Source organism: Dactylosporangium sp. CA-152071, assembly GCF_050936335.1.
Lineage (GTDB): Bacteria > Actinomycetota > Actinomycetes > Mycobacteriales > Micromonosporaceae > Dactylosporangium > Dactylosporangium maewongense.
In genome coordinates this window covers 2,121,590-2,144,239 of the sequence record NZ_JBNJMZ010000001.1, presented here as the reverse complement: position 1 = coordinate 2,144,239, position 22,650 = coordinate 2,121,590, and the positions used below count along the sequence as shown (strand labels likewise).

Genomic DNA, 22,650 nt, shown 5'->3' with positions numbered 1-22,650 from the left:
CTGAGCCAACCTGTACCGCCGATGAGCGGGCCGAGCCGCTCCGCTGCCCGCTCATGCGGCGGTCGGGGTCGACACGGCCAGCTCCTGGAGGTAGTCCTCCACGGTGCGGGGGGCGCGGCCGAGGACCCGTTCGACGTCGGGCGTCACGAACTCCGACTGCCCATCGCGGAACAGCTGGTACATCTCCTGGAAGTGCTCGGCCTCCCACAGCGCGGTGCCCCGCTCCAGCAGCGAGGCGCGCACGTCGGCAGGGGTGATGTCGACGGTCTCGGCGCCGAGCAGGCCGGCGATCTCGCGGTACGTGACCGCACGCCCGCCGGTGAGCACGACGGTCTGCCCGGTCCAGCGGTCCTCGGTGAGCAGCTCCGCGCAGACGTCGCCGACGTCGCGCGTGTCGACCAGGCTGATGCCGGCGTTGCCGGTCGCGCCGATGAGCAGGACGGCCATCAGTCGAACACCGTTACCTTCGCGTCGGCCGGGATGTCGTCGTTGACGCGGTCGGTGTCGTCCGCGCGGCGCCACAGCTCGTAGCCGTTCTCCCGGCAGATCTTGCCGTCGCGCATCTGGAACGCGTGAATCAGCCGCATGCTGCACCGGGTCCCGGGCGGGAACGGGCAGTTGCGGAACCCGTCGGTCTTCACCGTGATCTCGAAGATGCTGTCGTCGAACACCCACTCCTCGGTCGCGAACCGGTAGAGGTTGGTGATCCTGTGGACGTGCATGGCGTCGAAGATCTTCAGGTATTCGGCCTTGACCTCGGCCTTGTCCTTGAGCAGGAGGCCGCGGGCGGGGACCTCCCAGATGATGTCGTCGGTGTAGACCGCGATGGCGAGGTCGATGCCCTCGGGGTTCTCGTTGTGGAAGTGCTGGTCCACGGTCGCGTTGTTCCGGGCGATGATCGCCTCGCGGATCAGCTCGGGGGACCCGGCGTCCATCTCTACAGACATGGGGCAACTCCATCCTGTGGCGGCGCTAGGATATACGTTTGACTCCAGACGTTCGCACACGATCCGTTCTCGCACAACCAGCGTAGGTGGAGTTCCTCGCATCGCGTGGCCAGTGCTGCAGCTTCCGCCGTTCGGGCGAGATCCGGAAGGTCTTGTGCTCGCCTCGGCAGCGTGTCAGGCTAGAAAATATATTCTAGCGTCCGCCCCCTGCCGGGCGCGTGCACTCCTTTGCAAGAAACGGAGCCACCCATGTCTGCCCAGACCGAGGCCGAGAAGCGGGAAGCGATCATCGCGTTGAACAACGCGACCGTGGACGAGCACTTCCACAACGAGAACCCGGAGAGCATCGACCAGGCGATCGCCGTCTACACCGACGACATCGTCTGGGAGGTCCCGGCCCGCGGCCTCGTCCACCGGGACAAGGAGACGGTCAAGGCCGAGTACCTGCAGATCTTCGCGGCGATGCACGTCCACAAGATCACCAACCTGCACCGGTTCGCGACCGAGGAGTGGGTCTTCGACGACAGCATCTTCGAGCTGACGATCACGCAGGAGGGCTTCCGCAACTGCCCGTTCCCGCCCGGGACCCGGTGCAGCATGCGGCTGATCCACGCGTTCCAGATGCGCGACGGCAAGATCTGCCGGGAGAACGGCTACGAGCTGTGGCGCCGCGCGGACGACACCGACCGGGTCAACGACGACATCCACGCCGACGCCGTCGTCACGGTGTTCGACTGATGCGGCTCGCCAACGTCGCCGGCCGCCTCGTCAGCCAGGAGGGCGCCGACCTGGTCGACGTCGCGTCCGCCAGCGGCGGCCGGTTCGGCCCCGACCCGCACGACGTCCTCGACCACTGGGACGAGTTCCTGGCCTGGGCCGACACCCGCCCGCCGGCCGGTCCGCCGCTGCCCCCGCCGCCGGACGCGGGCCCGCCGGTGCCGCGGCCGTCGCAGGTGTTCGGCGTCGGGCTCAACTACGCCGACCACGCCGGCGAGTCCGGCATGGTGCTGCCGTCGCAGCCGATGGTCTTCCCCAAGTTCAGCTCCTGCATCACCGGCCCCGGCGCCGTCGACCTGCCGTCCTCGACGGTGGACTGGGAGGTGGAGCTGGTCGTGGTGATCGGCCGCCCCGCCCGGCACGTCGCCGAGGCGGACGCATGGTCGTACATCGCCGGACTGACGATCGGGCAGGACCTCAGCGACCGGACGCTGCAGTTCGCCGGCGGCACGCCGCCGCAGTTCGGCCTGGGCAAGTCGCTGCCCGGCTTCGGGCCCATCGGCCCGTGGCTGGTGACCCCCGGCGAGCTCGGCGACCCCGACGACCTGGAGATCGGCTGCCGCCGCAACGGCGACGAGGTCCAGCACTCACGCACCAGGCACCTCATCTTCACCGTGCCCGCGCTGGTGGCGTTCCTGTCGTCGCACCTGCCGCTGCGCCCCGGCGACCTCATCTTCACCGGGACCCCGGCCGGCGTCGGTTTCGGCCGCGACCCGGCCGTCTACCTGCGCCCCGGCGACGAGCTCGTCAGCACCATCGAGGGCCTCGGCGCGCTCGTCACCCGCGTCACCGGGAGCGCCTCGTGACCGCCGGCTGCACACCCTGCGAGATGGAGGCCCTCGAGGATGCCGCGGTGGTCTTCCGTGACGACCTCTGGGCGTGCGAGGTGCTCGACGGCTTCGACGTCCCCGGCTGGTTCGTGCTGCGGGTCCGCCGCCACGCCCTGCGGATCGGCGGCCTGAGCGACGCGGAGCTGGCCACGTACGGCCGCCGCGCCCGCGACCTCTCCGCCGCCGTCAGCGAGGTGACCGGCGCCCCGGCCACCTACCTGCTCACCTTCGGCGAGGCGAACCCGCACTTCCACACCCTCGTCGCCGCCCGCGGCGACGACGTCCCGCCGGAGCGCCGCCTGGGAGCCATCATGCAGCAGCGCACCGACAAGCTCGACCACGCGGCCGCCCTGGCCCTCGTCCCCGCCGTGGCCCGGGCTTACGCCCGCCACGCCGGCCGCTAGCACGTCGAAGACCGCCGGCCGGGGCGCCCCGCGCGCCGCAGCGACGCCCCGGCCGGCCCATGCGGCGGACATCGACGCGATGTGAAGCCGGAAGCGCTCACGTGGGCAGGAGGCTCCCGGCCGACCACAATGGCGGCGCGAGCACATCATCGCCGCCCTGCACGCGAGCCTGCGCCCGCTGGGCACCGACCACGTCGACCTGCTCCAGCTGCACGCGTTCGACGAGTCGACCCCGCTGGAGGAGACGCTGTCGACCCTCGACGGGCTGGTGCGCGCCGGGAAGGTCCGGCACCTCGGGGTCAGCAACTACGCGAGCTGGCAGCTGCATGGGGCGCCTGGTCAGGGCGACGGGGGGAGGGCGGCCATCCACTCCAGGCAGGCCAGCTCGTGCTCGGCGAGGTGCTCGTTGACGGCGAGCTTCAGCTCGGCGGGGGAGCCGGTGCGGGCGGCGTCGATCAGGAGGCGGTGGGCGATCTCGCGGCGGCGGCGCTCCTCGCGGTCGATCTGGTAGGTCTCGTAGACGACGCGGGTGTAGCGGTCGCAGGCGTGCCACAGCTGCTCCAGCAGGCGCAGGTCCCACTCGGTGAGGGCGGGGCGGAGCAGCGCGAGGTGGAACTGCTTGTGGATCTCCCAGGACTCGTCGGCGTCGAGCTCGTAGTGGGTGAACGCCTTGAGCAGGCGCTCGGCCTCGTCCAGGTCGGCGGGGGTCAGGCCGATGCAGGCGCGGGCGGCCAGGTCGCATTCGATGAGCTTGCGCAGCCGGTAGATCGAGCGGAGCTCGTCGCGGTCGAGCGGGTTGACGATCGCGCTGCGGCCGGGGCGCAGGGTGATGAGCCCCTGGGTCTCCAGGCGCCGGAGGGCCTCGCGGACGGGGATGTGGCTCACCCCGAGCTGCACGCTCAGGTCGGCGATCGAGAAGCTCGAGCCGGCCTTCAGTGTGCCGTTGAGGACGCCGCGCCTGATCTCGGCGGTCACCCGGTCCACGGCGGAGTTCGGCCCTGCGACGGACCGCAGTCCGACCCGGCCGGCTGACTTCTCGAGCGACGCCTCAGACACCACGAATATACGGTAGCGCATCCGCGTGCGTTTCGGTGTGTTGCCTGGATCGCCTTGCCACGCAGGGGAGTCGTACACCTGCAACGGCGGCCACAGGAGACTCTTGCGTCTATTATATATTCCACCCTACTGTGGCATCATGACCAGCATTCTCCACACACCGGTGGTGCCCGTGACGGATCAGGCCGAGCCCGACGCCCTGCAGCAGGTCCAGGACCGGGTGCTGTGGCTGTCCACGGCCATGGTCCACCATGCCAACCGGGTCCGGCCCAACCCGAGCGGGCTCAAGGTCGGCGGGCACCAGGCGTCGTGCGCGTCCATGGTGTCGATCATGACGTCGCTGTGGTTCGAGCAGCTGCGGCCGGGAGACCGGGTGTCGGTCAAGCCGCACGCGTCGCCGGTCCTGCACGCCGTCAACTACCTGCTCGGCGAGCTGGACGAGTCCTACCTGCCACGGCTGCGGGAGTTCGGCGGGCTGCAGTCCTACCCGAGCCGCGCGAAGGACCCCGACCCCGTCGACTACTCGACCGGCTCGGTCGGCATCGGCGCGACCGCACCGATCTGGGGCGCGATCGCCAGGCGGTTCGTCGACGCGCAGACCGACGCGAGGACCGGCGGCGGCCGGCAGTACTCACTCGTCGGCGACGCCGAGCTCGACGAGGGCGCCGTGTGGGAGGCGATGCTCGACGCGTCCGTCGCGGAGCTCGGCGAGGTCGTCTGGATCGTCGACCTCAACCGGCAGTCCCTGGACCGGGTCGTGCCGCACATCGCCGCCGGCCGGCTGGAGCAGATGTTCGCCGCCGCCGGCTGGCAGGTGATCACGGTGAAGTTCGGCCGGCTCCTGGAAGAGCTGTTCACCCGGCCGGGCGGCGCCGAGCTCAAGCGCCGGATCATCGACATGCCCAACCCGGAGTACCAGCGGCTGCTGCGCTGCGGCGCCGACGAGCTGCGGGCCCGGCTGCCCGGGACCGACCCGAAGGTCGCCGCGCTGGTCGCGGACCTCGACGACGACACCCTGACGAAGGCGATCCGCAACCTCGGCGGCCACGACCTCGACGCGCTGCGCGCCGCCTTCGCGCAGATCGACGACACCCGCCCGACGGTCGTCATCGCGTACACCATCAAGGGCTACGGCCTGCCCACCCAGGGCCACCCGCAGAACCACTCCTCGCTGCTGACCGTCGAGCAGTACGAGCAGCTCGCCGCCGGCCTGGGCATGGACGCCGGCCGGCCGTGGGTGCGGTTCGCCGCCGACTCCGCCGCGGGCAGGCTGTGCCGCGACGCGGCGGACCGGCTGCGGCGCGATACCCCGGCGGCCGTGACGCCGCCCGCCATCCCCACCGACATCGGCCGGACGCCGTCCGGCACGTCCACCACGCAGGCCGCGCTCGGCCGGGCGCTGCTCGACCTGACCCGCGAGGCGCCCGAGGCGGCCCGCCGGGTGGTCACCGTCAGCCCCGACGTCAGCTCCAGCACCAACCTCGCCGGCTGGCTCAACAAGGTCGGCGTGTGGTCGCCGACGGAGCGGCACAACTGGTTCGCCGACGACAGCGAGACCACCATGCACTGGCGGGAGCGCCCCACCGGCCAGCACATGGAGCTGGGCATCGCCGAGGTCAACCTGGTGGGTCTCATCGGCGAGCTCGGCGCCACCTGGAGCCGCTGGGGCCAGCCCCTGTTCCCGATCGGGGTGCTGTACGACCCGTTCGTCGAGCGGGCCCTCGAACCCTGGTCCTACGGCATCTACGCCGGAGGCCAGTCGATCCTCGTCGGCACCCCGTCCGGGGTGAGCCTCGCGGCCGAGGGCGGCGCGCACCAGTCGATCAAGACGCCGTCGATCGGCCTGGAGCAGCCCGGCTGCGTCAGCTTCGAGCCGGCGTTCGCGATCGAGGTCGAGTGGACGCTGTTCGACGCGATCTCCCGCCTCGGCCGGCCCGACGGCAGCTCCTCCTACCTGCGGCTGTCGACCCGCCCGGTCAACCAGGCCCTGGCCGCGGTCCCCACCGACCCGGCCGCCCGCGAGCGGCGCCGCCGCCAGGTCCTGGCCGGGGCGTACACGCTGCGCGCCGCGACGGGAGCGACCCCGGCGGTCACGCTCGTCGGGATGGGCGCGATGGTCACCGAGACCCTGGCGGCCGCGGACCGGCTCGCTGGCCTCGGCGTCGACGCCGAGGTCATCTGCGTGACCAGCCCCGGCCGCCTGTTCGAGGCGGTCCAGGCGCGCCGCGGGCAGGGCGACGGGCCGTCGTGGATCCTCGACCAGGTGTTTCCCGAGCACCGGGCCGCGCCGATGGTGACGGTCCTCGACGGGCACCCGCACACACTCGCGTTCCTGGCCACGGTCAACCGGGTGCGGACGCTGTCGCTGGGCGTGTCACGGTTCGGCCAGGCCGGCGGCCTGGAGGACGTCTACCGCTACCACGGCATCGACACGGACTCCGTCGTCCGGGCCGCGCTGGACCTGACCGGCTGACCGGTCAGTGCCGGTGCACGGCGTCTGGGTGCCTCGGGTCGCCGGGGTGCTCGTAACCGGGCGCCAACCGCACCAGCGCGGCGCAACGCTCCTCGAGCCACCGCGCGAACCGCCGCTCGGCGTCCTCCGCGCCGAGCCGGGCGGCGAGCGCGTCACGCACCTGCGCGAAATCCAGCGGGAAGAGGTCCCGGTTGCGGTCGTAGTACGCCGCCGTATCCGCCTCGGTTGCGGGCACCGGCGGCGCCACGACCGCGCGGAGCGACCGTGCGAGGGGATGGGCCGCGACGACCGCCGCGGTCACGCCGCCGGACCGCAGGGCCTCCGCGAGCGTCACCTGCCGGGGCGCGTCGCCGGAGGCCGCTGTCAGCCCGAGCGCGTGCGCCTCGTGGGCGACGACCGCCTCCACGGTCAGCACCTGCACCAGCCAGCGGCGGAGGTTGCGGCCCTCCGCGGTGGCCGGGTCGGGGAGCCGCGCCGCGTAAGGCCCCTGGCGCATCGCCGCGAGCCGGGCGTCCACCGCGGCGACGTCGAGCGGCCTGCCGGCCACCCAGGCGACGGCGGTCATGGCAGCACCGTGACGGTGACCGGCGCCGTGTAGTGCAGCTCGCCGGCGTGGGCGACCTTGCACAGCGCCCACCAGTTGCCCGGGTCATGCCCGTCCGGGACCGTGACCGGGATCCGCAGCGTCGTCCGGCCGCTCAGATCCACCCGGTGCGACGGTGCCGGGAACACGTCCCAGGTGTGCCACGGGCTGACGAGCTGCACGTCGACGACGATCGGCCCAGCGGCGTCGGTTTCGAGCGAGAGCTCCAGCTGGCTGGACTGCCCGGGGCGCAGTCGCAACGGGCCGGGGTCGCTCCAGGCGGCCGTCACGGTTTCGGGTCCGTTGACGCCGACGAGCAGTCGCACGAAGTCCTCGACACCGTGCGAGGTGCTGGCGCGCAGCCAGTACACCCCCTGCCGAATATCCAACGGAGGATGGATTACGACCTGGTGCCGGACGAATTCGCCCGGCGGAAGGTCGAACGCGAACCCGCCCGGCTCCGCCCCGAACCCCGGCGGCACCTCGAGCGAGACGGTGCCGGCAGCGCGGTCGCGGGCCAGATCCGACGCCACGGTCACCGTCACGGCCACCGCCCCGCCGCCGCTCACGACATCAGTGGCGGGTGTGACGGCAGCAGCCAGCGCATCGGAAGCTGCCGACGTGACGGGAGTTGCGGTCGCGTCGGAAGTTGCGGGCATGGCGGACACGGCGGGCGCTGTGGGAGTTGCGGTTGTGTCGGGCGCGGCGGGTGCGGTGGCCGTGTCGGGCGTGGCGGAAATTGCGGTTGTGTCGGGCGCGGCGGGTGCGGTGGCCGTGTCGGGCGTGGCGGAAATTGCGGCTGTGTCGGGCGCGGCGGGTGCGGCGGCCGTGTCAGGCACGTCGGGCGGGGCGGTTGTGGTGGGCGGGGCGGTCGGCGTGGGGGTGATGGTGGCGACGGGTGGGTTGAGGTGGACTGTCACCGGGAGGTTGCCGGTCGGGGCCGGGCCGGTGTTGTGCAGCCAGTACTTCGCGTAGGCGGGGGCGGCCGGCGCCGGGGCCGGGGCGATGGGGTCTGTGTCGGCCGTGAACTGCGCGATGCTTGCACCGTCCAGCGACAGCAGCACCGCGCCGTCGCGCAGGCGGAGCGCGGCGGCGGGTGATTCCAGGAGGTCGGTCGAGTGGGCGGCCGTCACCGGGGTCCACAGGGCGAGCCGGACGTCGGTGGGGGAGCCGGACGCCTCGTAGAGGCGCACCGTGACGTTGTTGACCGTAGCTGGGGGGATTCCAATGGCGAGTGGATTTCCTGAAGGCTTGAGCGCGGTGACGACGATGTCGCCGGTGGATGAGACGGTCAGGTAGCTTGCGGACTCAGCGGAGGAGCCGGGGACCACGCGGGCGTGCAGTGGGTGGTTCACCTCGTGGCCGTGCCGCACCAGGGCGGTGGCCCGCCAGTCGCCGGGGCCGGCGACGAGGGCGGCGTCGAAGGTGTGGGTCCAGTGCTGCTGCTGAAAGGTCGAGCCGTCGGGTGCGGTGCGGCGCGGCGGGTCGATCCACACCCCGGACGGCCAGCCGGTGCAGGAGCGCAGCAGCGACAGGTGCAGCGCGCCGGTGGTGTCGACGGCGAAGCCGGGGATGCCGCGGTTGACGATGGCGACGGTCCGGTCGTCGAGATCGGGGTCGGGCATGACGGTCAACGGCTGCGTCACCGGCACGGTCCCGGTGGCGGCGAGGTCGTCGCACAGCGCCTCGACCGCGCCGGCGCCGATGACGATGAGCACCGGCAGGTCCAGGACGCCGGTGAGGTCCGCGTTGGGCACCCACACGTCCGTCAGCGGCCGAGCCGCGGGCACCAGCACCCGGGCGCGGCCCGCGGCGGCGAGCTGCCGGTCGACCTCGCCGGCGTACGAGGGGTCCGCGGCGGCGAGGACGGCCTCCGTGAACGCGGTCCGGCCGACGCTGATCCGCACGTCCGGCAGGTTGGAGTCGACGGCGAGCCGCCCGTAGCGCGGGCCGCCGGGCCGGGACGTCGTGGCGGTGACCCCGCGCCGCACCAGCGCGACGGCGAGGTCCCGCACGTCCTGCGCGGCGACGATCTCGGCGATCCCGATCGCTCTGGTGTGCCGGCGTACGCCGGACAGGTCGTGCACGTCGACGCGGGCGGTGCTGGAGACCGCGAACCAGTGCTGCGCCGGGTTGTCGAGGGTCCACGGCGCCTGCTCGCTGTCGACCTCGACGAGCCCGAAGCCGCGGCCGACGACGGCGTTGCCGACCTCGCTGACGGGCAGCCCGCCGGGGACGTCCACCGGCCAGCACAGCCGGACGAGGTGGTCCTCGCCGGTGAAGTCGTCGACCCGGGTGGCGAGGCCGAGGCGCTCGTCGCCGTGCCAGAGGGTCAGGGTCTGCGTGAACCGCAGCGGGCCGGCCGCGCCGGTGACGGTGATCCGCTCGCCGAGCGGGCCGTGCTCGACCAGGACGCCGGTGGCGGGCTCCCGGGCGGAGCCGTGGGTGGCGGGGCCCTTCGGCAGCAGGTGCCAGGGCCCTTCGTGGAAGCGGGGGTGGGCGGAGTACTCGTCGTAGACGAGCAGCTCGTTGCCGACCCGGCCGGGCCGCAGCAGCTCGCGGCCGGTGCGCAGGTCGACGAGGCTCGACACGCAGCCGCCGCGGGCCGGGTCGACCGTGAGGCGGTAGACGTCGTTGGCGATGACCGGCTCGCCCCCGGTCGCAGTCCAGCCGAATGCCGGGGCGGAGGCCGGGGCGGAGGAGAGCGCCAGGGGGAAGGCGCGGTAGCCCAGCGACGGCACGTCGGTGGCGCGGAAGACCACGTCGACCGAGGCGAGGGTGCCGTCCTCGTGGTGGCGCGGGTGCTCCAGCTGGACGGGCACGTCGCCGACCGTGAGGCCGGTCGTGCCGGGGTGGGGCAGGTCGACGCGGACCCGGACCAGGTCGGTGCGGGGCCAGGCCGACGGGTTGAAGACGACCACGGACCGGTCCGGCCCCCCGCCGGGTCGCGGGCCGAGCCGGTCCAGCGCCCCGTCCAGCACGGACCCCGCCAGGTCGTGCGCCTCCCGCCAGCCGGTCAGCAGGTCCAGGTACACCTGGTCGGACTCGCTGCCGGTGATGGCGTCGTGGTGGGCGCCGTACACGAGCTGCCGCCACGCCTTGTCGACCTCGGCGTGCGGGAACTGCGCGCCGTGCAGCGCGGCGGCGACGGTCGCGAAGAGCTCCGCGTCGACCAGCAGTGCCTCGACGTGCCGCTGCGCCTGCTTGGTGTCGATGAACGACACGTCCTTGCCGGTGTAGACCGGGTTCATGTCGCGGGTCTGCGGTGCGGCCGGGACACCGTCGGCGGCCAGCTGCGCGCGGACCGCGGCGAAGAACTCGCGGGGCAGCCCGCACACGAAGCGGGGCCAGGCGTAGCGGGAATTCCACTCGCGATGGATTTCCGTCACCCACTTCGCCGGCGGCGTGTAGTCGGTGCCGACGGGCAGCAGCACGTTGCGGGTCGCGGCGACCTTCTTCAGCAGCAGGAACAGCTCGTAGACGCTCTGCTGCGCGCCGGCGAGGGTCGGCTGGGCGTCGATGTGCCAGCCGGCCGAGTAGTGCGCGGGCATGTAGTGGGTCAGCACGCCGCGGCCCGAAGGGGAGATCCACTCGAACTCGGAGCTGAACTGCATCGCCGACGGGTCGCCCCAGCCGTCGCGCGGCTCGTACGTCCACAGCATCGGCCCCCACTGGTGGAACGGGCCGCGCGCCCACGACGACGAGTCGAGGCCGGCGTCGGCGACGAGCCCGGGGAACTGCGGGTCGTGCCCGAAGACGTCGAGCTGCCAGGCGGTGCGGGGGTCGCCGCCGATGACGTCGCGCTGGAAGCCGATGCCGTGCACCAGGTTGCGGATCGTCGACTCGGCGGAGGTGAGGTTGGTGTTGGGCTCGTTGTAGGTGCCGCCCATGAGTTCGAGGCGGCCCTCGGCGAGCAGGGTCCGCAGGTACCGGCGGTCCTCGGGGTGACTGTCCCAGTAGGGTTTCAGGTAGTCGAGCTCGGCGAGGACGAACTTGTAGTCCGGGTCGCGGCGGGCGGTCTCCAGGTGCAGCCGGACCAGGTCGAAGCCGGTGTGCTGGAACGCGGCCCGGAACTCGGTGCCGAGGCGGCCCTCGCGGTCCCACGTCGCCGTGTAGGCCGCCTGGGTGTTCCACCAGACCGGGTCGTAGTGGAAGTGCGGGACCATCCACACCGTCCAGCCCGGTTCGGCGACGACGAGGGAGGCCTCGACCGTGTGCCCACCGGCGGCGGTCACCCGGATCGGCACCGTCGCGCCGGGCGGCGCTGTACACGAGACGCCGACCTCAACCAGAGGTCCACTGTGGACGTCGGCGTGGCCCGCGACGCCGTCGCCGGTGATGTCCAGCCGTCCCGGCCAGTCCTCGACCTCGACGCGGACGACCTGCAGCGGGCCGGTGAGAAACAGTTCGGTGCCGGTGACGCCGACGATGCGCATGTGCTGGTTCAGCCTTTCACCGCGGAGCAAGTGCCTGGACGTGAATGGCGCCGCCACCGCGGACGGCACGCCGGTCATCATCTACGACTGCCACACGGGCGCCAACCAGCAGTGGAGCGTCAACGCCGACGGCACCGTCGTCAGTGTCGCATCCGGCAAGTGCCTCGACGCGACCGCGCACGGCACGGCCAACGGCACCCCGCTGGCCATCTGGACCTGCAACGGCGGCGCCAACCAGCGCTGGTACCGCACCTGAGACCCCGGCCCGCCCGGGCGCCGCACCGGGCGGGCCGGCTCCTCCCCAGGAGGCACGTGTACTGCAAGTTCGGGGTCACTCCCGGTTGAGCTCCCGGAACCGGCCGGGGGTGACGCCGACCTCGCGGCGGAAGAAGCGGCAGAAGTACGCGGGGTCGGCGAACCCGACGGCGTGCGCGACCTGCGCGACGCTCAGCCCGGTCCGGGCCAGCAGTCGCCGCGCCTCCAGGGCCTGGGCGCGGCGGATCAGCCGGCCGGGCGGCTCGCCGGTTGACGCCTTCACCGCCTCCGTCAGGTGGCTGGTGGAGACGCCGAGCCGCGCCGCGTAGGCCCGCACGGTCGGCGCGATCCCCGTGTCGTGGGTGAGCAGCCGGCCGAACCGCTCCGCCACGCCCGGCGCCGGATCCGCGGGCCTCGGCGCGCCGAGGCGCAGCGCGCGGACGACGAGCACGTGCAGCAGTGCGGCCAGGACGGTGGTGAAGCCCGGCCGGCGTTCGGTGTACTCGAGCGCCATCGCGGCCAGCAGCGACTCGAGGCCGGCCGCGTCGCCGGGGGCGGGTCGCAGCCCGGGCGCGGCCGACAGGGCCGTCAGGGCGCGGCGGTCCTCCGGGTGCTGGTGCAGCGCGTCGTCGGCGAAGACGATCACCCAGCCGTCGAGCCCGCAGACGTCCCGCCAGTGGTGCACCTGCCCGGGTGCGACCGCGAAGAGCTGCGGCGGCCGCAGGCGGTGCGCGGCGAGGTCCACGACGTGCGCGCCGGTGCCGCGGGTGACGTAGACGATCTCGTGGAAGCTGTGCCGGTGCGGGAAGCCGGCCCGCGCCATCGGCCCGAACCAGTCGAACGAGCCGATCGCGAACGGCAGCGGCGCCGGGTCCGGCACGTCCAGCTCGTGCCTCGGCAGCACGTCCTCCACCTTTCTGTAAAGAATCCTCAAAGTAACGCGCTCATGTACCGCGGTCAATGCCGAGCATTCCGTCGAGCACCTCGTGGAGGAACGCGGTGCGGTCGGCGGAAGGGCCCCACGAGTCCTCGACCCGGCACAGCAGCAGCACCCGCGCCGGGACGCCGTGCCGCGCGTACGCGACGAGCTTGTGGTGCCCGTCGAGGACCACCCCGACGAAGAACCGCTCGGGGTGGTCCATCCGCACGTCGCGGTCCTCCACCCACGCGGTGACCACGGCGGTGGGCCGTTCACCCGCGGCGATCCTCGCCGTGTGTGCCGCCACGGTACGCGGATCGACGGCCGCGAGGTCCTGCGACGGCAGCACCACGGCGAACGTCGGCCGCACCCCCGGCACCGTCGTGCGCAGCTGGAGATGGCCGGTGCCGGGCCAGTCGACCTCCGGCACGTCGAAGGGCTTCTCGTCGACGCGCAGCTCGTGGCGCCGCACGCACCAGGACGCGGCCGGGTCGCCGACCAGCTCCAGGTCCAGGTCGGCGAGCGCGGCCAGGTAGTGCCCGGAGCGCAGCCCCGTCAGCAGCGGCGCCACCGCGTCCAGCACGTCCCGGTCCAGCGCGGTCACGTCGCCGAGCCGCTCCCGCACCAGCTGCGACAGCGCCGCCGCGGGCCGCTCCGGCCACCCGATGAGGTGCAGCGTGGTCTCGCACGTGCCGCAGTCGGAGCCCACCCCGTACAGTGGCGACCCGCCGACGAGGAGCGACTTGAACCAGCGCGGCCAGGTCGAGCCGGGTGGCGTCGGGTCGTAGTCGATGCCGACGACGCCGCGCCCGTCGGCGACCACGAGCCTCGCCCGGTCGTCGCCGAGCGGCTCGACGTCCTCCACCCGCGGCCGGGCCTCCGTCGCCGGCGTCCAGGCGGCCCACGCCATGCGCACCGCGTGCGGCCAGGCGTCGCGGTCGAGGGGGAGCACCGGGTCGTGGCCGGTCAGCCGGACCAGCGCGTGGTGCAGTCCGAACAGCGCCTCCCCTGGCGCCTCACCCACCCGTGCCCGCAGCGGCCCGATCGCCGCGGGGTCGCCGCGTTGCTCGACGGTCACGACGAGCCGGTCGTGCTCGAGCCCGGTGAGCCGCGGCAGCCGCGCCAGCAGCGAGGCGAGATCGTCCGTCACCCGCGCAGTCAAGCACGGCGCGGTGAGTACGGTGGGATCGTGACGGCGCCGGTGACGACCGTGCTGCTGGTGTTCGGGCGAGGGGTCGCGACCGCCGGCGGGGAATGGGTGCTCACCCCGGCGGGTGCCGCCAGGGTTGACGCCGCGGTCGGCTACGTCTCGGCGCACCGGGACGCGTTCGACGCCGCGGCGGCGCCGCTGGTCGTGTTCAGCGGCGGGTGGGCGGAGGCGGCCGAGGGCGCGCCGCGACCGCCGGAGGGCTGCCGGGAGGGTGACCTGATGGTGGCCCGGGCGCGGGCCGCCGGGCTCGACCGCCACGCGGCGCTGCGGACCGAGTGCCGGTCGCGGAGCACCCTGGAGAACCTGCTGCACACGGTCGAGGACGGCCTGCTCGCCGGGCACGAGTTCGGCCCCGGGCACCCGCTCGGGCTGGTCTCGCACGCGTGGCACCTGCCGCGGATCCGGTTCCTCGCCCGCAAAGTGCTGCGGCTGCGTGGTGCGGCGCTGCTCGACGTGCCCGCGACCGGCGGCGAGCCGGCGTCGCGGCGGGAGCGGGCGCTGCACGTCGCGTCGCGGCTCTGGTTCCTGGGCGTCGCCGACCCCGCCGGGCTGCTGCGCCGCGAGCGCGCGGCGGTGGCGGCATTGCGCCGCCGCCCGGCTGGGTAACAGGCATCCGTGATGTTTCTGCTGCCGGTGTACGAGCCGGGCCACGGCCTCGTCAGCACCGTCGTCGCGCTGTCCGGGGCGCGGCCGGGGGCGCACGTCGTCGTGGTCGACGACGGCAGCGGACCGGCCGCCGCGGGCCTCCTGCACCGCGCCCGGGAGCTGGGCTGCACGGTGCTGCGACACGGGACGAACCGCGGCAAGGGCGCGGCGCTGAAGACCGGCTTCCGGCACATCGCCGCGGCGCACCCCGGCCAGGCGGTCGTCTGCGCGGACCCCGACGGTCAGCACCTCCTGGCGGACATCCTCCGGGTCGCCGAGCACGTGGAGGTCGGCGGCCAGATGGTGCTCGGCGTGCGCCGCTTCGAGGGCCGGGTGCCGCTGCGCAGCCGCTTCGGCAACGCCGTCACCCGCGTGTTGTTCCGCGCCGCGACCGGCCGCGGCGTCCGGGACACGCAGACCGGGCTGCGCGGCTACCCGGCGGACCTGCTGCACTGGCTGTGCGGGATCCCGGGCGAACGGTTCGAGTACGAGATGAACGTCCTGCTGCACGCCGCGCGCGCCGGCCGGCAGATCAACGAGACGGTCATCGCCACCACGTACATCGGCGACAACGGCACCTCGCACTTCGGTTCGCTGTCCGACTCGGCCCGCGTCTACCGCCCGCTGCTGCGTCACGCGCTGTCATGGAGGGGTGCGCGTAGCCGGCCGGTCACGCGATGAGGGATCATGGAGGCATGGAACCGACCACTGGCCGCCGCCCGACCCAGAAGACCGCAGTGAACGGGGGCGAGGCTGGGTGGGTGCCGATCGCGGAGCTGACCGACCTGGCGCGGGCGCTGCTGGGTGAGCGGCCGAGCGGCCGCGACGTCGTGCCCATGGCGGTCGCGGAGCGGATCAGCCGGCTCGCGGCGCAGTGGGCGTCGGCCGGGTTCACCGCCGCGACCGTGCGCCCGTGGGTGGACCTGCAGCCGGCCGCGGCCGCCGTGCTCGCCAAGGCCGGTGCGACGCCGGAGGCCCTCGACCGGCAGGTCGTCACCGTGTCCGGCGCCGCCATGACCCTGTGGCGGGCGGTCTGCTCCGGCGCGATGCCCGCCGCCGACGCCGCCGCCGCACTGCGACCCGCCGGCGGTGCGCCCGCGCCCGCCGCCGCTCCCAGCGCCGCCCCTGCCCCCGTCGGCGTCGAGGCGCCGGCGCGGGCGAAGATCGCTCCGGCGCTGTTCTCCCACCCCGCGACGGAGACGGTGCACGACACGGCCGAACAGCGCCGCCGGTCCGCTCCACCGGCGACGCCGTTCAGTGCGTGAGCCGTCTCAGCGCGGTGCGTGAGCCGACTCAGCGCGGGTCTCAGCCGGTGTACGCGGCGAAGATGCGGCTGAACTCGTAGGGCTGCTGCGGGATGTTGGTGCACATGTAGAGCGCGCCGGTGCACGCGTTGCGGTCCCGGGTGGTCTCCCAGAACGACAGCATGCCCAGGTGGTTGGCCTGCGCGAACGCCACCAGCTGCCGGGCGTCGGCCTGGTCGTAGGTGCCGCCGTCGTCGTTCTTGCCCAGCATCGGCGTCACGCCGACCATCCGCCACAGCTGCGCGTCGGTCTTCGCCGGGTACAGGGTCTTGAGCTGCGCGAACGTCGACTGCGCCGCCTGCACGGCGAAATTGCCGTAGTCGCCGCTGCTGCGCTGGTAGTCCATCGCCATGACGTTGACCAGGTCGAGGTTCACCCCGGCGTCGCGGGCGGAGCGGACCACGGCCACGCCGTCGGCGGTGAGGCCCTCCGGCAGGACCGGCAGGGTCAGCGAGATCTTCAGGTTGGGCCGGGCGGCCTGCAGCAGCGCGAGGGCCTGCGACCGGCGCGCCACCGTGGTCGGGTCGGCCACTGCCGCGCCCTCGATGTCCAGGTCGATGTAGTTGAGCTGGTACGCGTCGACGACGGCCTGGTACTCTGCCGCGACGGCCGCGGGGGTGCCGCAGGCCTGGGCGAGCTCGATGCCGCTCGCACCGCCGAAGGAGATCTTGACGTCGCCGCCGCGGGCGCGGATCGCGTCGATCTGGTCCTTCGCCCACGCGGCCCTCGGGTCGTACGCGTTGAACCACGACGCCTTGCAGCCGGCGCTGTTGACGAACGCGAGGGTGAAGCTCTTCATGTTGCCGGCGGTCGCCATGTCGGGGAGTGACGGGGTCGGCCACGCGCCCATGTCGACGTACGGTGCGACGGGCACCGCAGTGCCGCCGCCGCCGCCACCCGCGGTGGTGCTGACGCTGACCTGGTTGCTCGCGGCGGAGGTGTTGCCCGCGGCGTCGCGCGCCTTGACCGTGAACGTGTAGGCCGTCGACGCCGACAGCCCGCCGACCGTGCCGCTCGTGCCGGTGACGGTGGTGGCCAGGGTGCCGCCGCGGTAGATGTCGTACGCGGTGACGCCGACGTTGTCGGTCGAGGCGTTCCAGGCGAGGCTGACGCTGGACGAGGTGGCACCGGTGCCGCGCAGGCTCGCCGGGGCGGTCGGCGCCTGCGTGTCGGCCACGCCGGCGCAGCTGGCGCCGTTGAGCTTGCAGTTGGCGGGCTTGCCGCCGCCGGAGACGAGGAACCCGAAGCTGGTCGACGCGCCCGGCGCGAGCGTGCCGTTGTAGGTCCGGTTCGTCGCGGTGACGTGGGTGCCGGCCTGGCCGGCCAGGGCGTCCCAGTAGCTGCCGAGCGTGGTCCCGGCCGGCAGGTCGAACTCGACCTTCCACGACGTGACGGTCGCCGCGGAGCCGTTCGCGATCGTGTACTTCGCCTGGTAGCCGGAGCCCCAGTCGGAGTCGTACGTGAGGGTGGCGGTCAGCGAGCCGGCCGCTTCCGCGGTCCCGGCGAGGACGGCCGTGCCGCCCGCCGCCAGGATCGTCGCGGCGGCGACCAGCACCAGCCGGTGTCGTAGCGCCATCTATGCCTCCAGCGTTGGTCTGATTGATGCCCAACGATAAAGAAAGTTAACTAAAAGTCAATGGGTCGTTCCCGGCGCTCGATCTTTGCTTCGCGAGCCCCCGGATCGGAGGAGGATGGGTGTCGCGCCGCCGAAGCTGGGTAGCGCTTCCTTGTCACGCGTTCCGCGTCACGCCTGGTTCGGATTCGCCGCGCGAGCTTGCTGGTTTGTCACGCTTTGTTCGGATTCGTCACGCCTGGTTCGGTTTGCCGAGGGAGGGCCCATGTTCAACCCGCTGGAGCACCCGGGACTGCCGGTAGGCCGCCAGGGCCGGCACTGGCACGAGCTCGACGTCGAGGCGACCCAACTGCGCTCCGCCGAGCCCGGCGCGAGCGGCCGGGTCGACGAGATGGAAGCCCTCCAGGCGGCCGCCGCCCTGTTCAACCGCCGTGCCGCCCTGCGCTGCCCCGACCTGGAGTCCCAGCGTGCCGTGCAGCGCCTCGGCCTGGCCGCCACGGCCCGCCACGACACGCTCGCCGCGCTGCACCCGTTCGCCGGGGCCGCCCTGTCCCCGGGTGGCGACCAGAGCCTCTGGGCCCAGCTGGTCGTCCAGGAGTGCGCCGCCTGCGCCATGTACCACACGTTCCTGGAGCAGGAGACCGACCGCCGGCTGCGCCAGCTGTGGGAGCTGCACCTGCAGATGGAGCTGGCCGCCCTCCACACCGCCGGCGACCTGCTCCGCCTGCACGAGGACCGTGACCCGCAGGAGCTGATGGCCGCGATGCCGGCCGCCGGCGTGGCCGACCTGCCGGCGATGCTCACCGAGCACCAGTCCCGGATCGACGAGCAGTTCGACAGGACCGCGGCCGCCGCGGGGGAGGACCGCTACACCGCGTTCGGCGAGCTCGCCTGGATGATCGCCGTCCACGAGACGATCGAGGAGGAGATCGTCCACCCGCTCACCCGGCACCTCGACCCCCCGGACCACCTCGCCGACCACCTGCTCGACGAGGAGCGCCGGATCAGCGAGGCCCTCGCCGACGTCTCCATCGGCCTCGGCGACGTCGACGGCCTGGCCGCCGTCCACGCCATGCTGCTCGCCCACACCCGGCGCGAGTCGACCGAGGAGTTCCCGCTGCTGCGCGCCGGCATCCCCGCCGCCGAGCTCGCCGACCTGGCCACCGCCGCCCGGGCCGCCGAGTCCCAGGCCTGTGCCGGCGCGACCGCGCGCCCGGGCATGCCGCAGGCCTCCGACCTCGTCCGCGACGTCCTGCGACCCACCGCCCAGCAGCTGCCCGTGTGACCGCCGGCCAGCACGGGTCCGGCAGGGTTCGGGAGCGCGCCTGATGGGTACTGTCCTGCTCGGGGGACGAATTGGCAGGCCACGAGTTGGCAGGCCACGAGACGGGCGTAAGGACGCGGTAACCGATGGCACGCGACCGGATACGCTCTGTGACTCGGGAGTTCACCGGTGATGGTCTGCGCCGCGTCCGGGAGCTCGTCGAGCAGACCGCCCGCCTCGCCGGCGTCTCCGCGTCCAACGTGCGCGATCTGGTGATCGCGGTCAGTGAGCTCGCCGCCAACGCGATCCGCCACGGCGGCGGCAGCGGGCGGATCGTCATCGAGCAGACGGATGAGGGCGTGCGGGTCGAGGTCAGCGACCACGGGCCGGGCCTGCCGGAGTCCGTGCCGCGGGACCTGCCGGCGCCCGAGGAGATCAACGGCCGCGGCCTGTGGATGGTCCGGAACCTGTGCCAGGACCTGCACATCACCAGCACCGCCCGCGGGGTCACGGTCCGGCTGTTCATGCCCCGTGCAGGGCGCACCGCTTGAGGCTTTCGCCGCCACTGTACTGGCAGAGCGCGCCAAACCTTCACCGGGTGGTTCAACGATACGGTTGAAGTCATGACTGACGCTGCCACCCCGGAGGCGATCGCCGGCCGGATCCTCGCCCTGCCCGGCGTCGAGCTGCTGCTCGCGACGGAGGAGTCGGGGGCGCCGGAGACGAGCTGGGGCGACCGGTTCTTCTACGTCGGCCCGGACCGCAGGATGCCGTTCGCGACGATCGTCGGGCGGGACACCCCCGGCTGGGACGAGGCGTCGCGGCTGGACCGGCCGGGCGTGTTCCGGGTCAACGTGCACGCCGGGCGCGAGGCGTTCGAGGCGCACCTCGGCTATCCGCCCGCGGAGCTGCCCGAGCGGCAGGCGGGCATCGACTTCGCCGGGCTCGACGAGATCCTGCCGCATCCCGCGTACGGGCGGCAGGGCTGGGTCTGTGTGCTCAACCCCGGCGCCCGTACCGCCGCCGACCTCGACGACCTGATCGCCGTGGCGCACCGGCACGCCACCGAGGCCGACCTGCGCCGCCGCGGGAGACACCCGGGCTGAGCGGCCGGTCATGGACAGGTCAAGGGCCCGCGCCCCGGCGGGACGCGGGCCCTTTGGCGACCGCGCTCAGTCCTTGAACGCGTCCTTGACCTTCTCACCGGCCTGCTTGAGGCTGCCCGAGGCCTTGTCGACCTTGCCCTCGGCCTCGAGCCGCTCGTTGCCGGTGGCCTTGCCCGCGCCTTCCTTGACCTTGCCGGCGGTCTCTTCCGCCTGGTTGTCGATCTTGTCGCTCAGTCCCATGGCGAACCCCAATCGCAGAAGGTCGGTGCCGCTGCCGGCACCCACCAGTAGTGGTGCCCCTGGTGCAGCGGGCGAAACGGTGCGGGGAGTCACCTCAGGCGCACCTGACCGCAACCGATCTGAACCTCGAGGTGATGGCGATGACGCGCTGGCTCGCGAACCGGGCGGTCCGCACCAAGGTGCTGCTCGTGGTGGCGATCCTGGGCGTCGTCGCGGTCGCCGGCGCGGCCCTCGCGTCGGTGCGGCTGCACGAGCTCAAGACGGAGGCGAAGGCGCTGTACGTCCGCGGGCTGCTGCCGGTCGCCGGGCTCAGCGAGGCAGCAATGTCCAGACGGTGGCCGCCGGCACCGAGGAGATGGGTGCCGCCATCGCCGAGATCGCCCGCAGCGCCGCCGACGCCGCCCGGGTCGCCGGCGGCGGCGTGGTGACCGCGCAGCAGGCGTCGGAGACGATCCGCAAGCTCGGCCACTCCAGCGGCGAGATCACCACCGTCCTGAAGGCGATCACCGCGATCGCCGAGCAGACGAACCTGCTGGCGTTGAACGCGACGATCGAGGCGGCGCGGGCCGGCGACGCCGGCAAGGGCTTCGCCGTCGTCGCCGGTGAGGTGAAGGACCTGGCGCAGGAGACCGCGAAGGCGACCAGCGACATCTCCGCCCGCATCGACGCGATCCAGCAGGACGCGGCCGCCGCCGTCGCCGCCGTCACATAGATCGCGGCCGTCATCGACGAGACCAACCAGTACGCCACGACGATCGCCGCCGCCGTCGAGGAGCAGAGCGCCACCACGAGCGAGATGACCCGCAACGTCGCCGAGGCCGCGTCCGGCGCCAACGAGATCGCCAGCAACATCAGCGGCGTCGCGCAGGCGAGCCAGGTCACCAACGACGGCGTCACGCAGACCCGCACGTCGGCCGACGACCTCGCCCGCATGTCGGCGGAGCTGCGGCAGGTCGTGTCCCGCTTTCAACTCGCGTAATTTTTTCCGCGCATGCTGTCCGGTCGGCGGGGTCCCGCTCGTCACCATGGTGAGATCCCGTCGAACGAAGGGCCCGTCACCATGAAGTACATGATGTTCGTCTGCACCGACACCGAGCCCGACACCGACCCGGCGCCCGAGCCGGACATCGTCGCCTGGGTCGCCGGGCAGGACGGCGCCGGGCGGCGGGTGACGGGCCACCAGCTGGCCGCGACGTCCGCCGCGACGACCGTCCGGGTCCGCAACGGTGAGCTGCTCGTCTCCGACGGCCCGTTCACCGAGACCAAGGAGGTCATCGTCGGGTTCGACATCCTGGAGTGCGCCGACCTGGACGAGGCGATCGAGGTCGCCCGGGCCCACCCGATGGCGCGGGCCGGGCGGCTGGAGCTGCGGCCGTTCGCGACCTTTGCATAACCCGCCGGCTGACGGCGATCCGGTCGCGGCGGCGGCTGTCGGCGCCTACTCGAGGATCGTCGCCACGCTGATCAGGGTCACCGGCGACTGGGCCCTGGCCGAGGACTGCGCGCAGGACGCCCTCGCCGCGGCCCTGGAGCGGTGGCCGCGCGACGGCGTGCCGGACAACCCGGGCGGGTGGCTGATGACGGCCGCCCGCAACCGGGCCGTCGACGTGCTGCGCCGCGCCGCCGTGGAGCGCCGGAAGCTGCAGGAGATCGCCATGCTGACCCCTGCCGAGGAAGCGGTCCCGGGCGAGCTCGACGACCGGCTGCGGCTCATCTTCACCTGCTGCCATCCGGCGCTGCCGCTCGAGGCGCGGGTGGCGCTGACGCTGCGCACCATCTGCGCGGTGCCGACCGCCGACATCGCCCGGGCGTTCCTCGTCACCGAGTCCGCGATGACCCGGCGGCTCACCAGGGCCAAGTCGAAGATCGCGGCGGCCGGCATCCCGTTCCGGGTGCCGGCCGGCCGGGCGCTCACCGAACGCCTCCCCGGCGTCCTGGCCGTGCTGTACCTGCTGTTCACGCAGGGCTACAACGCCGACGGCGAACCCGCGTTCGCGGACGAGGCGATCCGCCTGGCGCGGCTCGTCGACCGGCTCATGCCGGACCAGCCGGAGGTGCCGGCGCTGCTGGCACTGTTCCTGTTCCAGCACTCGCGGCGCGCCGCCCGCCGCGGCGCGGACGGCGAGCTGCTCACCCTCGACCGGCAGGACCGCGACCGCTGGGACCACGCCGCGATCGCCGAGGCGGTCGAGGTCCTGCGGCGGGTGACGGCCGACGGCCCGTACGCGCTGCAGGCCCGCATCGCCGCCTGCCACGCCACCGCCCCGTCGCCGGACCTGACCGACTGGGCGCGGATCGCCGCGTGCTACGACCGGCTCGCCGCCGCGCAGCCGTCACCGGTGATCGAGCTCAACCGGGCCGTCGCGCACGGCTACGCGTACGGGCCGCGGGAAGGCCTGGCGCTGCTCGCCGCGGTCCGCGCGCTCGACGGGCACCCGCACGCCCTGGCGGTGGAGGCCGACCTCACCGGGCGGCTCGGCGAGCACGCGCGCGCCGCGGAGCTGTTCCGGCGGGCTGCCGCGGCGGCGCACAGCGACGAGGAGCGCCGCGCCCTCTCGGCCCGCGCGGCTGAGTGGCACCTCCGTGGTAGCACTGATGCGCCGAACGGCGGTGCGGGCGCATCCTGAG

General features: G+C 73.2%; 24 protein-coding genes and 2 pseudogenes. 17 read left to right on the top strand and 9 right to left on the bottom strand.

The genetic code is table 11. The features are described 5' to 3' along the window. Positions 1-51: 51 nt before the first annotated feature. Positions 52-447 carry a hypothetical protein gene (locus ACQEVZ_RS09275; RefSeq protein ID WP_433364019.1) on the bottom strand — a complete coding sequence of 132 codons (396 nt, stop codon included), beginning with the start codon at positions 445-447 and terminating at the stop codon, positions 52-54. Beyond that, positions 447-947 (bottom strand): nuclear transport factor 2 family protein, encoded by a 501-nt coding sequence (locus ACQEVZ_RS09270; RefSeq protein WP_344510508.1) that lies wholly within the window; start codon positions 945-947, stop codon positions 447-449. Before ACQEVZ_RS09270 ends, ACQEVZ_RS09275 begins: the two co-directional genes overlap by 1 nt. 249 nt (positions 948-1,196) lie before the next feature. Here ACQEVZ_RS09270 and ACQEVZ_RS09265 point away from each other — a divergent pair, with 249 nt between their 5' ends. The 4 genes and pseudogenes from ACQEVZ_RS09265 to ACQEVZ_RS09250 form a co-directional block, all read left to right on the top strand. After that, positions 1,197-1,685, top strand: a complete 489-nt coding sequence (locus tag ACQEVZ_RS09265) for a nuclear transport factor 2 family protein (protein ID WP_433364015.1) — start codon at positions 1,197-1,199, stop codon at positions 1,683-1,685. After that, positions 1,685-2,530, top strand: a complete 846-nt coding sequence (locus ACQEVZ_RS09260; RefSeq protein WP_433364012.1) for a fumarylacetoacetate hydrolase family protein — start codon at positions 1,685-1,687, stop codon at positions 2,528-2,530. Before ACQEVZ_RS09265 ends, ACQEVZ_RS09260 begins: the two co-directional genes overlap by 1 nt. A gap of 23 nt (positions 2,531-2,553) precedes the next feature. Further along, a complete protein-coding gene (locus tag ACQEVZ_RS09255; protein WP_433364009.1) occupies positions 2,554-2,958 on the top strand; it encodes a hypothetical protein in 405 nt (134 codons plus the stop codon). A 157-nt stretch (positions 2,959-3,115) separates the two neighbouring features. After that, positions 3,116-3,280, top strand: a pseudogene (locus tag ACQEVZ_RS09250) (aldo/keto reductase); the annotation flags it as partial. A 17-nt stretch (positions 3,281-3,297) separates the two neighbouring features. On the opposite strand, the gene ACQEVZ_RS09245 reads toward ACQEVZ_RS09250, so the two are convergent. After that, entirely contained in the window at positions 3,298-4,017 is a 720-nt protein-coding gene (locus tag ACQEVZ_RS09245) for a GntR family transcriptional regulator (RefSeq protein WP_433364006.1), read from the bottom strand. 136 nt (positions 4,018-4,153) lie between these two features. Here ACQEVZ_RS09245 and ACQEVZ_RS09240 point away from each other — a divergent pair, with 136 nt between their 5' ends. Then, positions 4,154-6,487: a transketolase-like TK C-terminal-containing protein gene (locus ACQEVZ_RS09240; protein WP_433364003.1), complete on the top strand. Its 2,334-nt coding sequence runs from the start codon at positions 4,154-4,156 to the stop codon at positions 6,485-6,487. Positions 6,488-6,491: 4 nt separating this feature from the next. On the opposite strand, the gene ACQEVZ_RS09235 is transcribed toward ACQEVZ_RS09240, so the two are convergent. Both ACQEVZ_RS09235 and ACQEVZ_RS09230 read right to left on the bottom strand, forming a co-directional pair. Continuing rightward, positions 6,492-7,052: a DUF7158 domain-containing protein gene (locus tag ACQEVZ_RS09235; RefSeq protein WP_433364000.1), complete on the bottom strand. Its 561-nt coding sequence runs from the start codon at positions 7,050-7,052 to the stop codon at positions 6,492-6,494. 2,132 nt (positions 7,053-9,184) lie between these two features. Continuing rightward, positions 9,185-11,506 (bottom strand): annotated as a pseudogene (locus ACQEVZ_RS09230) (glycoside hydrolase family 38 C-terminal domain-containing protein); the annotation flags it as partial. On the opposite strand from ACQEVZ_RS09230, the gene ACQEVZ_RS09225 reads away from it, so the two are divergent. Then, positions 11,409-11,762, top strand: coding sequence for an RICIN domain-containing protein (locus tag ACQEVZ_RS09225; protein ID WP_344510492.1), 354 nt, complete (start codon positions 11,409-11,411; stop codon positions 11,760-11,762). The pseudogene ACQEVZ_RS09230 and the gene ACQEVZ_RS09225 sit on opposite strands and share 98 nt — an antisense overlap. A gap of 75 nt (positions 11,763-11,837) precedes the next feature. Here ACQEVZ_RS09225 and ACQEVZ_RS09220 read toward each other — a convergent pair whose 3' ends face one another. Further along, positions 11,838-12,665 carry a helix-turn-helix domain-containing protein gene (locus ACQEVZ_RS09220; protein ID WP_344510490.1) on the bottom strand — a complete coding sequence of 276 codons (828 nt, stop codon included), beginning with the start codon at positions 12,663-12,665 and terminating at the stop codon, positions 11,838-11,840. 40 nt (positions 12,666-12,705) lie between these two features. Next, positions 12,706-13,830, bottom strand: coding sequence for a hypothetical protein (locus ACQEVZ_RS09215; protein WP_433363995.1), 1,125 nt, complete (start codon positions 13,828-13,830; stop codon positions 12,706-12,708). A gap of 39 nt (positions 13,831-13,869) precedes the next feature. On the opposite strand from ACQEVZ_RS09215, the gene ACQEVZ_RS09210 reads away from it, so the two are divergent. The 3 genes from ACQEVZ_RS09210 to ACQEVZ_RS09200 are packed head-to-tail and all read left to right on the top strand — an operon-like array spanning position 13,870 to position 15,800. Further along, positions 13,870-14,496, top strand: a complete 627-nt coding sequence (locus tag ACQEVZ_RS09210) for a YdcF family protein (RefSeq protein WP_433363992.1) — start codon at positions 13,870-13,872, stop codon at positions 14,494-14,496. 12 nt (positions 14,497-14,508) lie between these two features. Then, positions 14,509-15,216, top strand: a complete 708-nt coding sequence (locus tag ACQEVZ_RS09205; protein WP_433376695.1) for a glycosyltransferase family 2 protein — start codon at positions 14,509-14,511, stop codon at positions 15,214-15,216. 14 nt (positions 15,217-15,230) lie between these two features. Next, on the top strand, positions 15,231-15,800 hold the full coding sequence (locus ACQEVZ_RS09200; RefSeq protein WP_433363989.1) for a hypothetical protein: 570 nt from the start codon (positions 15,231-15,233) through the stop codon (positions 15,798-15,800). A gap of 40 nt (positions 15,801-15,840) precedes the next feature. Here ACQEVZ_RS09200 and ACQEVZ_RS09195 read toward each other — a convergent pair whose 3' ends face one another. Then, positions 15,841-17,415, bottom strand: a complete 1,575-nt coding sequence (locus tag ACQEVZ_RS09195) for a cellulose binding domain-containing protein (RefSeq protein ID WP_433363986.1) — start codon at positions 17,413-17,415, stop codon at positions 15,841-15,843. A 262-nt stretch (positions 17,416-17,677) separates the two neighbouring features. On the opposite strand from ACQEVZ_RS09195, the gene ACQEVZ_RS09190 reads away from it, so the two are divergent. The 3 genes from ACQEVZ_RS09190 (at position 17,678) to ACQEVZ_RS09180 (ending at position 19,782) form a co-directional block, all read left to right on the top strand. Beyond that, the gene (locus ACQEVZ_RS09190; RefSeq protein ID WP_433363983.1) at positions 17,678-18,697 is read left to right on the top strand and encodes a hypothetical protein; all 1,020 of its coding nucleotides are present in this window, start codon (positions 17,678-17,680) and stop codon (positions 18,695-18,697) included. Positions 18,698-18,846: 149 nt separating this feature from the next. Beyond that, positions 18,847-19,227: an ATP-binding protein gene (locus ACQEVZ_RS09185; RefSeq protein WP_433363980.1), complete on the top strand. Its 381-nt coding sequence runs from the start codon at positions 18,847-18,849 to the stop codon at positions 19,225-19,227. A gap of 72 nt (positions 19,228-19,299) precedes the next feature. After that, the gene (locus ACQEVZ_RS09180) at positions 19,300-19,782 is read left to right on the top strand and encodes a DUF6194 family protein (protein ID WP_433363977.1); all 483 of its coding nucleotides are present in this window, start codon (positions 19,300-19,302) and stop codon (positions 19,780-19,782) included. A gap of 66 nt (positions 19,783-19,848) precedes the next feature. On the opposite strand, the gene ACQEVZ_RS09175 is transcribed toward ACQEVZ_RS09180, so the two are convergent. Next, positions 19,849-20,115, bottom strand: coding sequence for a CsbD family protein (locus ACQEVZ_RS09175; protein ID WP_433363974.1), 267 nt, complete (start codon positions 20,113-20,115; stop codon positions 19,849-19,851). Between the two features lie 47 nt (positions 20,116-20,162). Between ACQEVZ_RS09175 and ACQEVZ_RS09170 the strand changes: the two genes are divergently transcribed. From ACQEVZ_RS09170 to ACQEVZ_RS09150, 5 genes are all read left to right on the top strand, one after another. Beyond that, positions 20,163-20,450, top strand: coding sequence for a hypothetical protein (locus ACQEVZ_RS09170; protein WP_433363972.1), 288 nt, complete (start codon positions 20,163-20,165; stop codon positions 20,448-20,450). After that, the gene (locus ACQEVZ_RS09165; protein WP_433363969.1) at positions 20,378-20,734 is read left to right on the top strand and encodes a methyl-accepting chemotaxis protein; all 357 of its coding nucleotides are present in this window, start codon (positions 20,378-20,380) and stop codon (positions 20,732-20,734) included. The genes ACQEVZ_RS09170 and ACQEVZ_RS09165 overlap by 73 nt, the downstream gene beginning before the upstream one ends. 84 nt (positions 20,735-20,818) lie before the next feature. Then, a complete protein-coding gene (locus ACQEVZ_RS09160; RefSeq protein ID WP_433363966.1) occupies positions 20,819-21,001 on the top strand; it encodes a hypothetical protein in 183 nt (60 codons plus the stop codon). 81 nt (positions 21,002-21,082) lie between these two features. Then, positions 21,083-21,415 carry a YciI family protein gene (locus ACQEVZ_RS09155; RefSeq protein ID WP_433363963.1) on the top strand — a complete coding sequence of 111 codons (333 nt, stop codon included), beginning with the start codon at positions 21,083-21,085 and terminating at the stop codon, positions 21,413-21,415. Continuing rightward, complete coding sequence (locus tag ACQEVZ_RS09150; protein WP_433363960.1) at positions 21,408-22,649, top strand: RNA polymerase sigma factor; 1,242 nt, start codon at positions 21,408-21,410, stop codon at positions 22,647-22,649. Before ACQEVZ_RS09155 ends, ACQEVZ_RS09150 begins: the two co-directional genes overlap by 8 nt. The last annotated feature ends 1 nt before the right edge of the window (position 22,650 follow it).

Excerpts from the sequence above, each read along its gene's own strand:
- ACQEVZ_RS09205 (WP_433376695.1), top strand. The coding sequence starts at position 14,509 with ATGTTTCTGCTGCCGGTGTACGAGCCGGGCCACGGCCTCGTCAGCACC.
- ACQEVZ_RS09235 (WP_433364000.1), bottom strand. The coding sequence starts at position 7,052 with ATGACCGCCGTCGCCTGGGTGGCCGGCAGGCCGCTCGACGTCGCCGCG.
- ACQEVZ_RS09260 (WP_433364012.1), top strand. The coding sequence starts at position 1,685 with ATGCGGCTCGCCAACGTCGCCGGCCGCCTCGTCAGCCAGGAGGGCGCC.
- ACQEVZ_RS09265 (WP_433364015.1), top strand. The coding sequence starts at position 1,197 with ATGTCTGCCCAGACCGAGGCCGAGAAGCGGGAAGCGATCATCGCGTTG.
- ACQEVZ_RS09240 (WP_433364003.1), top strand. The coding sequence starts at position 4,154 with ATGACCAGCATTCTCCACACACCGGTGGTGCCCGTGACGGATCAGGCC.
- ACQEVZ_RS09255 (WP_433364009.1), top strand. The coding sequence starts at position 2,554 with ATGGAGGCCCTCGAGGATGCCGCGGTGGTCTTCCGTGACGACCTCTGG.
- ACQEVZ_RS09270 (WP_344510508.1), bottom strand. The coding sequence starts at position 947 with ATGTCTGTAGAGATGGACGCCGGGTCCCCCGAGCTGATCCGCGAGGCG.
- ACQEVZ_RS09180 (WP_433363977.1), top strand. The coding sequence starts at position 19,300 with ATGACTGACGCTGCCACCCCGGAGGCGATCGCCGGCCGGATCCTCGCC.
- ACQEVZ_RS09190 (WP_433363983.1), top strand. The coding sequence starts at position 17,678 with ATGTTCAACCCGCTGGAGCACCCGGGACTGCCGGTAGGCCGCCAGGGC.
- ACQEVZ_RS09225 (WP_344510492.1), top strand. The coding sequence starts at position 11,409 with ATGTCCAGCCGTCCCGGCCAGTCCTCGACCTCGACGCGGACGACCTGC.
- ACQEVZ_RS09200 (WP_433363989.1), top strand. The coding sequence starts at position 15,231 with ATGGAACCGACCACTGGCCGCCGCCCGACCCAGAAGACCGCAGTGAAC.
- ACQEVZ_RS09195 (WP_433363986.1), bottom strand. The coding sequence starts at position 17,415 with ATGGCGCTACGACACCGGCTGGTGCTGGTCGCCGCCGCGACGATCCTG.
- ACQEVZ_RS09155 (WP_433363963.1), top strand. The coding sequence starts at position 21,083 with ATGAAGTACATGATGTTCGTCTGCACCGACACCGAGCCCGACACCGAC.
- ACQEVZ_RS09170 (WP_433363972.1), top strand. The coding sequence starts at position 20,163 with ATGACGCGCTGGCTCGCGAACCGGGCGGTCCGCACCAAGGTGCTGCTC.
- ACQEVZ_RS09275 (WP_433364019.1), bottom strand. The coding sequence starts at position 447 with ATGGCCGTCCTGCTCATCGGCGCGACCGGCAACGCCGGCATCAGCCTG.
- ACQEVZ_RS09160 (WP_433363966.1), top strand. The coding sequence starts at position 20,819 with ATGACCCGCAACGTCGCCGAGGCCGCGTCCGGCGCCAACGAGATCGCC.
- ACQEVZ_RS09165 (WP_433363969.1), top strand. The coding sequence starts at position 20,378 with ATGGGTGCCGCCATCGCCGAGATCGCCCGCAGCGCCGCCGACGCCGCC.